Below are 14,074 nucleotides of genomic sequence, written 5' to 3' on the forward strand. Positions count from 1 at the left end.
GGTCAGGATTAGGGGTGGGGGATCAGGTCGCCCAGGGCGGCGGCGCTCAGGTCGTCGCGGATGAGGGCGGCGTCGCCCTCGATGACCAGGGTCAGCGCGTCCGGGTGCAGGTGGGTGGCCGCGGCGGCGGAGACCTGGTCCACGTCAGCGGCGAGCAGCTCCTCGCGCAGCCGGGCGTGGTAGTCGTCCGGCAGGTCGTGCACCACCAGCGTGGTCAGTGCGGAGGCGATCGCCCGGGGGCTCTGCAACTCGACCGAGAGCTGCCCGGCCCGCCAGGAACGGGCCACCGCCAGCTCGTCCTCGGTCACCCCGCCCACCTGGGTACGGGTGATCTCCCCCACCGCCTCGACCAGGGCCGGCGCGGTTACCGCGGTCTGCACGCCGGAGCTGACCGCGAACCGGCCGAACCGGCGGGACGAGGCGAAGTCACCCCGGATGCCGTACGTGTAGCCGCGCACCTCGCGGATCAGGTGGTTGAGCCGGGAGGTGAACGCCCCGCCGAGCACGGTGCCGGCGAGCGTCATCGGCACGTTGTCGGGATGCGCCCGGTGCGGCGACGGGTGGCCCAGTCGCAGCGTGGACTGCACCGAGCCCGGCCGGTCCACCAGGATGATCCGCCGTCCGGTACGCACCGGCACCTCGATCGGGCCACCCCGGTCGGCCGGGCCTCCACCGGTGCCGGCGAACACCGCGGCGGCCAGCGCGTCCAGGTCGATCCGGTCCAGGTCACCGGCGACGACCAGGGTGCCCGGCCGCAGGAACCACTCGGAGTGGAAGACGGTCACGTCCTCCACGTCCAGCCCGGCCACCGACTCCGGGTCGCCGTACATCGGGCGTCCCCAGCGGTTCTCCGCGCCGAACAGGTCGGCGCGCAACGCCGCGTCGGCGCGCGGGCCCGGGTTGGCCCAGTCCATCCGCAGCGCGTTGGCCTCGTCGTCGCGGACCCGCCGGACGTCGGCCGGGTCCAGTCGGGGCGTCCGGACGGCCTCGGCGAGCAACTGCACCGCAGCGGTCAACCGGTCGACCGGCACCTGGACGCTGACCTGGAAGGAGTCCCAGTCCAGCCCGGTCACCAGCTCGGTGCCGAGCGCCTCGATGGCCAGCGCGTACGCGGTCGCGTCCCGCTGAGCGGTGCCCTCCTCCAACGCCTTGGCCAGCACCCCACCCAGCCCCTCCTTGCCGGTCGGCTCCCGGCCGGCGCCGGCGTCGAGCAGCAGCAACGCGACGGCGAGGTTCTGCCCGGGCAGGTGGGCGGCGACCACCTGCCCACCGCCCACGGCGCGGCGGACCACCGGCGGGAACCGGTACGGGCGGGCGGCGCCCGGGCCGGGACGGTCGGTGATCAGCGTCATCGGGTCTCCTCGGGCAGGTAGGTCAGGGTCACCCGGTCGGCCGCGCCGAGCACGTCGGCGGCGGTCTCGGCGATCTGCTCGGCGGTCACCGCGAGCCAGGCCGGCAGGCGCTCGGCGGCCTTCGCCGGGTCACCGAACTGGGTGGCGTACCGGCCGAGCGTGTCCGCACGGCCATCCACAGTCGACATCTGACGCCACCACGCGGTGCTCAGCAACGCCTTGGCGCGGTCCAGCTCCGCCGCGGTCACCGGCACGGTGGCCAACTCGTCGACGACCTCGGCCAGCCCCTCGGCCAGCCGCTCGGCGCTCACGCCGGGGCGGGCGGTGGCGGTGGCGATCAGCGGCGCCGGGGCGTGCGCCAGGTCCACCCCGTACGCGCCGACCAGGTCCGGCTGGGCGATCCGCTCACCGTCGGCGAGCCGCTGGTAGAGCCGGCTGCCCCGGCCACTGCCGAGCACGGTGGCGAGCACGGTGAGGACGTCGTACCCCGGGCTGCCGAACGGGTAGCCGCGGTGCGCGACGTACACCCGGGGGGCCGGCACGTCGCCGGTCACCTGCTCCACGGCCGGCCGGCCGGTCGCCGGGACGCTCCGGCCGTCCGGGGCGGGCGGGATGTCCTCGCGCGCGGGCAGCGCGCCGAAGTACTTGTCGGCCAGCGCGAACACCTCGGGGGCCGCGGCGTCGCCGACCACGGTGAGCACGGCGTTGTTCGGCGCGTAGTACGTCTGGTGGAACGCCTGGAAGGTGGCGAGGTCGGCGGCGTTGAGGTCGGCCATCGAGCCGATCGTCGCGTGGTGGTACGGGTGACCCGGCGGGTAGAGCAGCGGCAGCAGCCGCAGCCAGGCGTCGCCGTACGGGACGTTCTCGTAGCGCTGCCGGCGCTCGTTCTTCACCACGTCGCGCTGGTTGTCCAGGGTCTCCTGGGTGAGCGCGGGGACCAGGCCGCCCATCCGGTCGGCTTCCAGCCAGAGCGCCAGCTCCAGGTGTTCGGCCGGGACCGTCTCGAAGTAGTTGGTCCGGTCCGGGTTGGTGGTGGCGTTGAGCGAACCGCCGGAGCCCTGGATCAGCTTCATGTGCTCGGTCTTCGCCACGTTCACCGAGCCCTCGAACATCAGGTGCTCGAAGAGGTGGGCGAAGCCGGTCTGCCCGGCCGGCTCGTGCCGGGAGCCGACGTCGTACCAGAGGTTGACGGCCACCGCCGGGGCGGTGCGGTCCTCGCTCACCACCACGCGCAGGCCGTTGTCCAGTCGGGACGTCTCGATGGGCCAGGGGTAACCGCTGTCGGGCATGACACGACGCTATCCGATCTCGCGGGCGGAAAGGTGACGTGCGGTCGGTCGGCGAGCCGACCCACCGGCATCGAGCCGGCCGTTCGGGGTACCGGTGGGGCATGCCCGCGCCGCCCCACACCCCGCCCGCGTCCCGCACCGCCGGCCGGGCCGCCACCGCCGTCGTACGCGCCTCCGCCGCACTGACCCGGCTGCGCCGCGGCCGGCTGCTGCACCCGACCGGCCGCTCGTTCTCCGGCGAGGTGATGATCTGGGGTACGCCGGGCCCGCCCACCGGTGTGGGCCTGCTCGACGACCCCGGCCGGTACCGGGCCACCGTCCGTTTCTCCAAGGGGGTGCCCACCGCCGGCGGCTGGCCCGACGTGCTGGGCCTGGCGGTACGCGTGCACTGCGGGCGCCGCCCGTTCGACCTGCTGGTCAGCTCCAGCGGCGCGGCACCGCTGCTGCGGAACCTGCCGCTGCCCCGACGCCGCTTCGCCGGGACGTACAGCACGATCATGTGCTACCGGGCGGGTCGACGCCGGCTCTGGCTGGCCGCGTTGGCCGACCCCGATTCGGTCGACCTCGGCCGGAGCCTGGCCGCGGTGGCCGCCGCGACCCGCGCGGACGCGCCGCGCCTGGTGCTCGCGGTCGCGTCCGCCGTGGGGCCGTGGCGGCCGGTCGGGCAGGTCAGCATCGGCGCCCAGCTCAGCGCTCGGGACGACGCCGCGCTCGCCTTCGACCCGGTGCGCAACCTGCCACCGGGGCTACGGGCGGCCGGCCCGCTGACCTGGCTGCGGGACCAGACCTACCGGGGCTCGCGCCGGGGGCGCGGAGCAACCGTTCAGTCCGGTGGCTCGGACGCGACCACGGTCTGATCCGAGGTGCGGTGCTCCAGCACCGTGTCCGGGGCCGCGTTCTGGTCCTCCTCACGGATGTCGGACTCGGTGAGGATGGCGTCGGCCTGCGCCTCCGGGTCGTCGCTGCCCACCGCCGCCTCCTCGGGCAGGAGGTGCGCGCGGGACTCCACCCGGTCCTGATCGCTCTGCTCGTCAGTCATGGCACCCCTGTTACCCCGACCCCGGCCCCGGCACGCGGCGTTCCGCCGCTTGGTTGTGCGGGCCCCGCCGCCCGTCGGGTACGCTGGCCCGATGACGCGTTCGTATCGATGGTTTAGGCAGCCGGCTCGCACGCCGGTGACTTCACCATGATCTGACGTCACCACGGACCGAGCCGGCTGGGCAGGAGCTGTCGTTCCTGCCCTTTTGCGTACGAGCAGCCGGCTCGTCCCGGGCACCGGCCCCGGGCACGGTCGGCGGAAGGATGCCCACCGTGACGACCCCGGAGACCGACCGGGTCAGCGATCAGCGGATCGACCGTGTCGTGCCGCTGACCACGCCCGCGCTGCTGCACCACGAGTTGCCCCTGGACGCCCCGCTCGCCTCGGCCGTGCTGACCGGCCGACGCGCGGTGGGTCGCGTGCTGGACCGCGAGGACGACCGCCTGCTGGTGGTGGTCGGCCCCTGCTCGGTGCACGACCCGGCCGCCGCCCTCGAGTACGCGCACCGGCTGCGTACCGCCGCCGACCGGCTCGCCGACGACCTGCTGATCGTCATGCGGGTCTACTTCGAGAAGCCGCGCTCCACGGTGGGCTGGAAGGGCCTGATCAACGACCCGGGGCTGGACGGCAGCGGGGACGTCAACACCGGCCTGCGGCGGGCCCGGGCGCTGCTGCTCGACGTGCTGCGCCTCGGACTGCCGGTGGGCTGCGAGTTCCTCGACCCGATCACGCCGCAGTACATCGCGGACACGGTGGCCTGGGGCGCGATCGGCGCCCGCACGGTGGAGAGCCAGGTGCACCGGCAGCTCGCCTCCGGCCTGTCCATGCCGATCGGCATGAAGAACCGTCCCGACGGCAGCATCGGCACCGCCGTGGACGCGATCCGCGCCGCCGGCGTCCCCCACGTCTTCCCCGGCATCGACTTCTCCGGCACGCCGGCGATCATGCACACGCGGGGCAACACCGACGGGCACCTGGTGCTACGCGGCGGGGGCGGCCGGCCCAACTACGACGCGGAGTCGGTGGCCGGGGCGCTCGAACTGCTCCGCGCGGCCGGGCTGCCGGAGCGCCTGGTGATCGACGCCAGCCACGCCAACAGCGGCAAGGACCACCGCAACCAGCCGCTGGTGGCCGCGGACGTGGCCGCCCAGCTGGCCGCCGGCCAGCGCGGGATCACCGGTGTGATGCTGGAGTCGTTCCTGCTGTCCGGCCGGCAGGACCTCGACCCCACCCGGGAGCTGGTGTACGGCCGCTCGGTCACCGACGCCTGCCTCGGCTGGGACGACACCGCGGAGGTGCTGGACCACCTGGCCACCGCCGTCCGGGCCCGTCGGGCCACCCTGCCCACCCTCGCCTGATCCGTCGGCGGGTTTGTGACGGTGGACACGGCGGCGGGCGGAACAGCATCGGGGGTCGGCCCGTTGACTGAGGTGTCGGTGTGCCCAGTCCCCGGGCCTCACCTAAAATAGCCTTCGCGGAATACCGTCCGGCTGGAGCCGCGTAGCGCCACTCGCCGAGAGGCGACCTGCACACCGACACCAGTGCCGCCCCCGGCCCACCCGGCCGGGGGCGGCACTGTCTGTGCCTTCCCGAACCTCCGCCGCCCCGGAACGGCCGAGACAGCCGGGGACGGGCTGGGCCGAGCATCAGCCACCCCTCCCCGCCGCTCTGCCCCACCCCCCTTTGCTCTGCACCCGCCCATGCGACACGTACGGTCCGTAACTGGCGCACGGGCGGGTGCAGAGCAAAGGCATGTCGAAGTGCCATTGATCGGAGGCACGGCCGGCCCGTTGGCGTGACGTTTGACCGATTCCGGCCCGGGTAGCTGATCGGCGTGACCGACGACGCATCCGTGGCCGGCGAGCCGGACACCCGGGCCCTCAACGACCTGCTCGACGACATCTACCGGGGTCAGGAGCGGGTCACCCAGGCGGACATCTACCGCCGTGCGGTGGCCGCCGACCTACCGGCGGACCTGCTCGCCCGGCTCGACTCGCTGCCCGAGGGCGAGTACGCGGTGGACGAGGTCAGCGACCTGCTGGGCGGGTCCGTCGGGTGAACGAGCCGCAGCGCATCCCGGGCCCGAGCGCGCCCGCTTCGCCGCCGACCGCAGAAGGGACACCGAGATGACACACCACGAGGACCACGACGAGAAGGTGCCGGCGCTCGGCCAACCGCCGAAGGGCAGAGACACCACGCCCGAGCCGGACTTCGCCAACGAGCACGACAAGACGGCGGTGGATCGGGACATCATCACCGGGGCGGACGAGGACGAACGGGAGCCGGAGTCGCCGCACGGCTGGTCCGGCATGCAGCGCTGACGCGTACGGGAAGCGGGGGCCGGCAGAACGCCGGCCCCCGCTTCGTTTCGTCCGCGGATCAGTCGTCGTCGTGGCCGCCCTCGGCGGCCTGCTGCGCGCTCGCGTACGCCATCTGGAGGAAGTCGGACGCGGCGACCGCGGTCAGCGCGGTGGCCACCAGCCGGGTCAGCCGGGGCGCGAGCACCAGGCCGCCGGTCAGCCCGGTGGCCACCCAGACCGCGAGACAGAACGGGCAGCTCATCAGCTCGCCGATGGCGTGCCGGGTGGAGCTGCCCGAGTCGCGGACCTGCTCCATGACCTCGCCGCTGCCGATCGGGCGGTCGTAGCGGGTGAACGGCGCCCGCAGCGGGCTCGTCACCGCGTCCTTGGACAGCAACCGGCTGAGCTTGTGCGTGGCGATGGAGAGCAGCACCACGTCGGCCGGTGCGGGCCGTTCGGGCACCGGTCGCCCGGTGACCTTGACCAGTCCGGCGATGGCACCGGTCACCCCGGCGTAGGTGCCCATCGCCGCCAGGTAGCCGCCGAGCGGGCGGTGCTCGTGCGGCGCGTACGCCCGACGTAGCCGTGCCGCCTTCTGTCGCAGGCCAATGCCGGTCACCCGTTCTCCTCGCGTGTCGTGGTGGCGCGGGAGCACTCCTCCCGCGTGGCCGGCGACGTCTCAGCCGGCCTGGAGGTTGTCGGCGACCTCGCGTACCAGGTTGCTCAGCGCCTCGTCGGCGAGCTGGTCCGGAGCCGCCCCGCCCGAGCCGTCGGCCAGGTCGAGCTGGATCCGGGCCCCGCCGGAGTCCGCCGGCTCCACCCGGATCTCCGCGGACCAGTCGGCGTCGTCACCGCCCCAGCGCGCCCGCAACTCCTCGCCGTTGATCTCTGAGGCCGGGCTGCCGTCGCCCCGCAACGGCTCCGGCAGCCAGGCCGAGGCCCGGGCCGGATCGGTGGCCGTGTTGAAGACCACCTCGGGGGGCGCGGACATGCCACGCACAGCGCGCGCCGCCATCAGGCGTCCCGCAGGCGGCTCGGGTCCACCTCCCGGCCCGGGTGGCGGGCCAGGTACTCGGTCTCGAGCTCCGCCGTGCGGCGCAGGTGGTTGGCGAGCGCGGAATCCGCCGCGTGCCGGAGGGTGTCCAGCCGGGTGCGGTGCAGGCTGTGCATCTCCCGGATCAGGTCCTCGTCGCTCAGCTCCGTCGGGTCGACGCCGAGCACGTCACCGTCGAAATCCGCGCCGGCATCCGCCGGGTCGGCGAGGTGGTCGCCGCCCCACTCGGGCACCCGCTGCTCCGGGCTCATGTCCGTGCTGCCACTGGTGTCCGTGCTGCCACTGGACGGAAAGCCGTCCTCGCGTACCGATCCGGTCATCATCGCCCCCCTGGTCTCGTTTGGGCTGGCGTCTAGACGGATGCCCACACCGGGTGACGCCAAACCCTCCCCGCCGTGCGACAACTACGACACGGTGTCGGAGAGCGGCCCGGTTCCCGGTACCCTCGACGCCATGAGGTGGCTCTGGACCCCGGCGTGGATCGCGCGTCACGTGGCCATGGTCGTGCTGGTCGTGGGCTTCCTCGGGTTGGGCTGGTGGCAGGTCAGCCGCGCCACCGCCGGCAACAGCATCAGCTGGGGATACGCGGTCGAGTGGCCGGTCTTCGCCGGCTTCGTCGTCTACGTGTGGTGGCGTGAGGTGCGGTTGGCCCGCCGGAAGGCGGCGGCCGCCACCGAACCGCCGGGCGACCCCGCCGACGCGCCGGCCGCCGACGCGGCTCCGGCCGCGGCCGCCGGGTCCCGACCGGCGGTACGCCGACCGGTCCGGGTGGCCCGGGTCCGGGCTGCCAGCGGGCCGGTCGAGGACACGGAGCTGGCCGCCTACAACGACTACCTGTCATGGTTGAACGCCAATCCGGGCGCCCGGCCCGGTGACTATCCCGGCTGAGCCGGGGCTCGGAAGGACGGACGAAGGTGGGCGCAGCCCTTACCCGGTACCGCGTGATCGCCTGGATCGTGGGCGTGGCGCTGATCCTGCTGGTCGTGATCGGCATGCCGCTGAAGTACGGGTTCGACAACCCGGTCGTGGTGGAGACGGTGGGGCAGGCGCACGGCTTCCTCTACATGGTCTACCTGCTGGCCGCGTTCGACCTGAGTCGTCGGGCCGAGTGGCCGCTGAAGCGGATGCTCCTGGTGATGCTGGCCGGCACCGTGCCGTTCGTCTCGTTCTACGCCGAGCGGCGGGTCACCGGGTGGCTGGCGCGCCCCGCGGAGCGTACGCCGGAGCCGGTCGCCAGCTGATCGGCGAACCGTCGGCGCCACGGCCCCGCAAGGGCCGTGGCGGGTCGGCGCACGTCAGCGGCTGGGCCGCCACGGGTCGGCCGAGGCGAGCGGATCCGCCCAGCCGCCGTACCGGTTGACCTCCCGGGCACGCAGCAGTGCGCGGGTGACCTGGCCGAACTGCCGCTCGTCGTCGGCGCTGAACAGCAGCACCTCCGCACCCCGGTGCCACCCCCACAGCTCGTGCGGGGGCGGCCGCCAGCGATCGCCGACCAGGGCCAGCGCCGCCGGCAGCAGGAACACCGCCCCGAGAATGAGGTACGCCCCGGCGGTCAGCCGCTGCAGGCCGCCGGTGAAGCCGAGCAGCAGCCCGACGCCGCCGAGCATGGCGGCCGTGATCATGACCGCCCGGACGGCGATCCGGTCGTGTGGGCCACGGGTGGTACGCAGGTGGGTCAGGTCGGCGATCCGGTAGCTGGTCCGGCCGACGGTGAACCGGTCGACGGTCACGATGATGCCGGGCCGCGCGTACAGCAGGGTGGTCCGGGCGCCGGGCACCGTTCGCTGCGGTCGCTTCGTTGCGCCTTCACGATTCACGGTTCCTCCCGTGGGGCGGTTCGCCGGGTTGGCCCGCAGGTCACAGGCATCGCTGCCTGTCGACGGGATTCCCGGCTCCGGTGTTCATTGTGTTGCGGCGGCGCCAGCCCGCCGGGCCAATTACCGGCTTCCGACAGCTCGCCCGTGCGGCGGACATCGTCGAGAAACAGCATCCATTTCAGGTTTTATCGGTTATGGAGCGCAGGTATCCGGCGGCATACGCCCGGAACGACGAAAGCCGCACAACCGTCAATTGCCTACAAGACGGACGCTATGGCTCGTTCCTCGAGCGTCGGCAGCCACGCTGAAGGCCAGCGGGCGCAGCGGCCCTACCGGCCACAACGCCAACATTCGCCCCTACTTCAACTGCGGACGACAGCCGTCCCGGGTTAGGTTGGGCGAGCCGGTCCGGCCCAGTGCCGTCCGCCCGGGTGGCCCCGGCCGGTGTCGCCGAGGGCATCAGCAGCCCGCCGGCGGCCTTGGGAGAGGGGCCTTCCGCTCTTGTCATCCCTGAGAAACCTGCTGCGCACCATGGCGCTGGCCGGCATGTCGGCCGCGTTGCTCGCCCCGACGGCGGTGGCCCACGCCGAGCCGTCCCCCGCCGACCTGACCCGCCGGATCGAGACGTCCTCGGCCCAGTTGGAGCGGGTCGTCGAGTCGTACAACAAGCTCACCGAGGAGATCAAGACCAACAAGAGCGCCGTGGCCCGATTACAGGCCCGCATCGGCCCACTGGAACAGCAGGCGGAGCAGAGCCGGGCCGACGTCGCCCAGCTGGCCAACACCGCGTACAAGAGCGGCGAGCTGCAGACCGCGGACGCGCTGCTGCGTACCGGCGGCTCGGCGGCGCTGCTGGATCGGCTCGGCGCGCTCGACCAGCTCACCCGTCAGCGGCAGGAACGCATCTCCGGCTTCACCGCGAACCAGCGACGGCTGCTCGACGAGAAGCGCCGCCTGGACGCCACGCTGACCCGGCAGGCCGCGCAGGCCCGCCAGCTGGCGGTGGGCAGGAAGCAGATTGAGAGGGACCTGGCCAAGCTGTACGAGCTGCGCCGGCAGGCGTACGGGGCGCCCACCGAGCAACCCGCGCCCAAGGCGCCGGCCGAGGCCGGGAAGGCACCCGCCGTCTCGGGTGCTGCCGGCACTGCGGTGCGCTACGCCTTCGGGGCGCTGGGCAAGCCGTACGTGTGGGCGGCCGACGGGCCGAACGGCTACGACTGCTCCGGGCTGACCTCAGCCGCCTGGCGGGCGGCCGGAAAGTCGCTGCCGCACAACACCCGGATGCAGTGGGGGGCGGTCGCCCACATCGGCCGGGGTGACCTGCGCCCGGGAGACCTGATTTTCTACAACGGGCTCGGGCACGTCGCCCTCTACGTGGGCGGCGGTCAGGTGATCGACGCACCGAGCGCCGGCCGCAACGTGCTCAAGCGGGGCATGAACATGATGCCCATCCAGGGCTACGGTCGGGTCCGCTAGCCGCCAGCAGATACGGCGAACGGCCGGCGTCCCCCTATCGGACGCCGGCCGTTCGCCGTCATTGCTACCAGGTCAGGCTGCCTGCAGCCCCTCCGCGCGGGCCAGCTCACGGAGCCGGCCGAGGGCCTGGATCTCCAGCTGCCGGATCCGCTCGCGGGACAGCGAGAACCGGGACGCGACCTCGGTGAGCGAGTGCTCGCGGCCGTCCTCCAGCCCGTAACGGGCCCGCATGATGCCGGCCGAACGGTCGTCCAGGTGGTTGAGCAGCCCCTCGATGCGCTGCCGCTCCAGCCCGGAGAGGACGATGTCCTCCGGCGACGGGGCGTCGGTGTCGGCGACCAGGTCGCCGAGCTTGGTGTCGCCGTCGTCGCCGACCGGCGTGTCCAGCGACACGGTGTCCTGCGACCAGCGGCGCAGCTCGTTGACCCGCTCGACGGTGACGCCGAGCGACGCCGCGATCTGCTCCGGCTCCGGGTCGCTGCCCAGCTCACGGGTGAGCTGGCGCGCCACGTTGCGCATCCGGTTGACGTCCTCCACCAGGTGCACCGGCAGTCGGACGGTGCGCTCCTGCTGGGCGATCGCCCGGCTGATGGCCTGGCGGATCCACCATGTGGCGTAGGTCGAGAACTTGTAGCCACGCTCGTAGTCGAACTTCTCAACCGCCCGGACCAGACCGGTGTTGCCCTCCTGGATCAGATCCAGCATGGGCATGCCCGAGCGCACGTAACGGCGGGCGATCGACACGACCAGTCGCAGGTTGGCACGGATGAAGAGGTCCTTCGCGTGCTCCCCCTCGACGACCAGCCGCTCCAGGTCGGCCCGGTCGACGCCATCGGGGACGCGGTCCTCACCGAGCAGGTGCTCGGCGTAGAGGCCGGCCTCGATCGCCTTGGAAAGATCGACCTCCCGGGCGGCGTCCAGCAGTGGCGTCCGGGAGATCTCGTGCAGGTAGACGCCGACGAGGTCGCGCTCCTCGGCGACCTGATCGGTTCGCATGCCGATGTTCTTGTCCACGTTGCCCACGGTCCCCTCGCTCGCGCCGGTTGCCCGGTTCCTTGCCATCCCCACGTCCGTCAGCCCCCCGGTAACTTCCGCTGTGCCCACCGGTGCTGACACCTACACAACAGATGAGACGTGTCGGGGATTCCATGTCGTGAGTCGAAAGTGTCACGAATGCCTGAGTAGTAGCTGAGAGCACGGTCCATGTTTGCTGTCAGCACCCCGTCGGGTGGCTCGCCGCTGGGCACCACATACGGGTTGGCGGGTCGGCGAATCGCCGAACGCCCGCACCAATGGCAACACCGCCCGCCGCGGGGGCACAGCGACCCGGGTCACCACCGCGCTGCGATCCTGGTCACTGCCAGATACGCACCGGTGGACCGGTCGGTTCATCCACGGGGGTGTTATTACCCCCCGCCCCGATGAACAATCCGGAGCCTCATTCGCTTCCCGCCGGCGACGCGGGCGGGTGGCGTCAGGTGGCGAGCAGGGCGAGGGCGCCGCGTACCTGGTCGGCGGAGCGGGCCAGCGCGGCCCGCGCGGCCGCGACCTCGGCGCCGGAGACCAGCGCGACCAGGGCGGTCTTCAGATCGCCGTCGGCCTCGTTGAGGGCCCGCCGGGAGACCTCCTCCGAGCAGCCGGTGGCCTCGACCAGGATCGAGATCATCCGCCCGCGGAGCTTCGCGTTGGTGGCCACCATGTCGATCATGAGGTTCGAGTAGACCCGACCCAGGCGCACCATGACGGCGGTCGAGAACGCGTTGAGCACCAACTTCTGCGCGGTGCCCGCCTTCATGCGCGTCGACCCCGTGACGACCTCGGGTCCGGTGTCCACCCCGATGAACACGTCGACCGAGCCGGCCGCCTCCGCCTCCGGATTGGCGCAGAGCAGCACCGTCGAGGCGCCCTTGGCGCGGGACGCGGCGAGCGCCCCGAGGACGTACGGGGTGCGTCCGCTGGCGGCAAGACCGACCACGAGGTCACCGGCGCGCACACATCCGGCCGCATCGGCCGCGCCGCCCCGGTCGTCGTCCTCCGCGTCCTCCACGGCCTGCCACATGGCGTCCGGCCCGCCGGCGAGGTGAGAGCAGAACCAGTGCCGAGGCGAGTTGAAGGTGGGGGCCAGCTCGGCCGCGTCGAGCACAGCCAGCCGGCCCGAGGTGCCGGCCCCGAAGTAGTGCACCCGGTGGCCGCCACGCAGCGCCGCGACCGCCAGGTCGACCGCGGCGGCGATCTCGTCGAGCACCGCGGCGACCGCGGTGGGCACCCGCCGGTCGGCCTCGTTGATCAGGGTGAGTACGTCCCGGGTCGACATCAGGTCGAGGTCGGCGCTGAGCGGGTTGCGCCGCTCGGTGGGGGCGCCCACCCGGACAGTCGGGCGGGCGGGGGGTGCTGGCATGTCCTCGTCCGGCTCCACCGCACCGGCCGTCATCCTCGCCTCCGGTTCGCACCCACCCGGTGCGACAGGACGGCCTCGGCGGTCGCCTCGAGAGCCTTGCGCGCCCGGGACCGGTTGCGGGCGGCCACCCCGACGAACAGGCAGTCGACCACGGTGAGTTGGGCCAGCCGGCTGGCCGTCGCGCCGGAGCGGTAGGTGGTCTCCCGGGCCGCGGTGGTCAGCACGAAGTCGGCCACCTCGGTGATCGGCGAGCGCGGGAAGTTGGTCAGCGCCACAGTGACGGCGCCCCGCGTACGGGCCTGCTCCAGCACCTCGATGACGTCGGAGGTGGTGCCGGTGTGCGAGATGCCGATCGCCACGTCGCCACGGCCCAGCAGCGCGGCCGAGGTCAGCGCGGTGTGCACGTCGGGGAAGTAGAAGGCGATCCGGCCGATGCGGTGCAGCTTCTGCTGGAAGTCGGACGCGACGAACCCGCTGGCGCCGGCGCCGTAGATGTCGATCCGGCCGGCGCTGGCGATCGCCTCGACCACCTGCTCGCAGACGGCCGGGTCGAGCTGTTCGGCGGTCTCCTCGACCGCGCGGGCGTCGTTGAACGCGATGGTGGCGATGATCTGGGCGAGGTCGGCGCCGGGCGGGATGTCACCGCCGACCACCCGGGCGTCCGGCGGTTCGACCCGGCGGGCGGCCTCGGCGGCGAGCCGGATCCGCAGCTGCGGATAACCGTCCATGCCGACCGACCGGCAGAACCGGATGACCGTCGCCTCGGATGTCTCGGCTGCGGTGGCGAGATCGGTGATCGTCCGGCGGGCGGCGGCAGCCGGGTCGGCGACGACCAGCCGGGCGACCCGCTGCTCAGCGGGCGACAGCGACGGCAGCAGCCCGCTGATGTGGACGATCAGCCCACCGGGCTCGTGACTCGCAGAAATCTTCGGACTCTTCGCCACGGATGAAACTTACTTTCACGAGGCGTGAGCGTCAACCATGACTCCACGTGTTGGGCAAAGTACCGCCGATCGGGCGAGCCCGTGAGGCCAAGCGTGCCACCGCCGGAACCGGGCCACCTCCCCCGCCGGGCCGGGTCGGCCTGCCGGTCGGCGCCGGGCGCGCGACGTCCGGGTCCGGCCAGACCGTACGGCGTCGCCGAGCAGCCACGCCGGGCAGGGCTCCGCCGACGGCGCGTCGACCCGACCCGACCGGGCGATGCGGACCCGACGAGGCGGGTCGGGGCGATGCGGACCCGACGAGGCGGGTCGGGGCGATGCGGACCCGACGAGGCGGGTCGGGGCGATGCGGACCCGACGAGGCGGGTCGGGGCGATGCGGACCCGACGAGGCGGGTCGGGGCGGTGG

General features: G+C 73.0%; 17 protein-coding genes. 7 read left to right on the plus strand and 10 right to left on the minus strand.

Features of this window, described 5'->3' with window-relative positions; genetic code table 11:
- Window positions 1–8 precede the first annotated feature (8 nt).
- Both EAD98_RS26120 and EAD98_RS26125 read right to left on the minus strand, forming a co-directional pair.
- Window positions 9–1,352 carry a pitrilysin family protein gene (locus EAD98_RS26120; protein WP_121656637.1) on the minus strand — a complete coding sequence of 448 codons (1,344 nt, stop codon included), beginning with the start codon at window positions 1,350–1,352 and terminating at the stop codon, window positions 9–11.
- Complete coding sequence (locus EAD98_RS26125; RefSeq protein ID WP_121656638.1) at window positions 1,349–2,641, minus strand: pitrilysin family protein; 1,293 nt, start codon at window positions 2,639–2,641, stop codon at window positions 1,349–1,351. Before EAD98_RS26125 ends, EAD98_RS26120 begins: the two co-directional genes overlap by 4 nt.
- Before the next feature lie 101 nt (window positions 2,642–2,742).
- Here EAD98_RS26125 and EAD98_RS26130 point away from each other — a divergent pair, with 101 nt between their 5' ends.
- A complete protein-coding gene (locus tag EAD98_RS26130; protein WP_121656650.1) occupies window positions 2,743–3,498 on the plus strand; it encodes a phosphodiesterase in 756 nt (251 codons plus the stop codon).
- On the opposite strand, the gene EAD98_RS26135 is transcribed toward EAD98_RS26130, so the two are convergent.
- The gene (locus tag EAD98_RS26135; protein ID WP_089019304.1) at window positions 3,465–3,680 is read right to left on the minus strand and encodes a hypothetical protein; all 216 of its coding nucleotides are present in this window, start codon (window positions 3,678–3,680) and stop codon (window positions 3,465–3,467) included. The genes EAD98_RS26130 and EAD98_RS26135 overlap by 34 nt on opposite strands.
- A 263-nt stretch (window positions 3,681–3,943) precedes the next feature.
- Here EAD98_RS26135 and EAD98_RS26140 point away from each other — a divergent pair, with 263 nt between their 5' ends.
- The 3 genes from EAD98_RS26140 to EAD98_RS26150 all read left to right on the plus strand — a co-directional run bounded on the left by EAD98_RS26140 (window position 3,944) and on the right by EAD98_RS26150 (window position 6,001).
- Entirely contained in the window at window positions 3,944–5,038 is a 1,095-nt protein-coding gene (locus tag EAD98_RS26140) for a 3-deoxy-7-phosphoheptulonate synthase (RefSeq protein WP_121656639.1), read from the plus strand.
- 476 nt (window positions 5,039–5,514) lie between these two features.
- Window positions 5,515–5,739, plus strand: a complete 225-nt coding sequence (locus tag EAD98_RS26145; protein WP_121656640.1) for a hypothetical protein — start codon at window positions 5,515–5,517, stop codon at window positions 5,737–5,739.
- 67 nt (window positions 5,740–5,806) lie between these two features.
- On the plus strand, window positions 5,807–6,001 hold the full coding sequence (locus EAD98_RS26150; protein ID WP_053653058.1) for a hypothetical protein: 195 nt from the start codon (window positions 5,807–5,809) through the stop codon (window positions 5,999–6,001).
- Between the two features lie 58 nt (window positions 6,002–6,059).
- Here EAD98_RS26150 and EAD98_RS26155 read toward each other — a convergent pair whose 3' ends face one another.
- The 3 genes from EAD98_RS26155 to EAD98_RS26165 are packed head-to-tail and all read right to left on the minus strand — an operon-like array spanning window position 6,060 to window position 7,357.
- Entirely contained in the window at window positions 6,060–6,599 is a 540-nt protein-coding gene (locus tag EAD98_RS26155; protein ID WP_121656641.1) for a DUF1360 domain-containing protein, read from the minus strand.
- 60 nt (window positions 6,600–6,659) lie between these two features.
- On the minus strand, window positions 6,660–6,995 hold the full coding sequence (locus EAD98_RS26160; protein WP_121656642.1) for an SRPBCC family protein: 336 nt from the start codon (window positions 6,993–6,995) through the stop codon (window positions 6,660–6,662).
- Window positions 6,995–7,357: a DUF6158 family protein gene (locus tag EAD98_RS26165; RefSeq protein ID WP_121656643.1), complete on the minus strand. Its 363-nt coding sequence runs from the start codon at window positions 7,355–7,357 to the stop codon at window positions 6,995–6,997. Before EAD98_RS26165 ends, EAD98_RS26160 begins: the two co-directional genes overlap by 1 nt.
- Window positions 7,358–7,487: 130 nt before the next feature.
- Here EAD98_RS26165 and EAD98_RS26170 point away from each other — a divergent pair, with 130 nt between their 5' ends.
- Entirely contained in the window at window positions 7,488–7,922 is a 435-nt protein-coding gene (locus EAD98_RS26170) for a hypothetical protein (protein WP_199723560.1), read from the plus strand.
- Window positions 7,923–7,948: 26 nt separating this feature from the next.
- Window positions 7,949–8,275 carry a DUF3817 domain-containing protein gene (locus EAD98_RS26175; RefSeq protein ID WP_121656644.1) on the plus strand — a complete coding sequence of 109 codons (327 nt, stop codon included), beginning with the start codon at window positions 7,949–7,951 and terminating at the stop codon, window positions 8,273–8,275.
- Between the two features lie 54 nt (window positions 8,276–8,329).
- On the opposite strand, the gene EAD98_RS26180 is transcribed toward EAD98_RS26175, so the two are convergent.
- A complete protein-coding gene (locus EAD98_RS26180; RefSeq protein ID WP_121656645.1) occupies window positions 8,330–8,851 on the minus strand; it encodes a DUF6232 family protein in 522 nt (173 codons plus the stop codon).
- 501 nt (window positions 8,852–9,352) lie between these two features.
- On the opposite strand from EAD98_RS26180, the gene EAD98_RS26185 reads away from it, so the two are divergent.
- Window positions 9,353–10,327 carry an NlpC/P60 family protein gene (locus tag EAD98_RS26185; protein WP_121656646.1) on the plus strand — a complete coding sequence of 325 codons (975 nt, stop codon included), beginning with the start codon at window positions 9,353–9,355 and terminating at the stop codon, window positions 10,325–10,327.
- A 72-nt stretch (window positions 10,328–10,399) separates the two neighbouring features.
- Here the strand turns inward: EAD98_RS26185 and EAD98_RS26190 are convergent, their stop codons facing one another.
- From EAD98_RS26190 to EAD98_RS26205, 3 genes are all read right to left on the minus strand, one after another.
- Window positions 10,400–11,389, minus strand: coding sequence for an RNA polymerase sigma factor RpoD/SigA (locus EAD98_RS26190; protein ID WP_121656647.1), 990 nt, complete (start codon window positions 11,387–11,389; stop codon window positions 10,400–10,402).
- 412 nt (window positions 11,390–11,801) lie between these two features.
- Entirely contained in the window at window positions 11,802–12,758 is a 957-nt protein-coding gene (murQ, locus tag EAD98_RS26200) for an N-acetylmuramic acid 6-phosphate etherase (protein ID WP_199723561.1), read from the minus strand.
- Window positions 12,755–13,669, minus strand: a complete 915-nt coding sequence (locus EAD98_RS26205) for a MurR/RpiR family transcriptional regulator (RefSeq protein WP_121656649.1) — start codon at window positions 13,667–13,669, stop codon at window positions 12,755–12,757. The genes murQ and EAD98_RS26205 overlap by 4 nt, the downstream gene beginning before the upstream one ends.
- Window positions 13,670–14,074: the final 405 nt, after the last annotated feature.

The organism is Micromonospora sp. CV4, from assembly GCF_003667455.1.
GTDB lineage: Bacteria > Actinomycetota > Actinomycetes > Mycobacteriales > Micromonosporaceae > Micromonospora.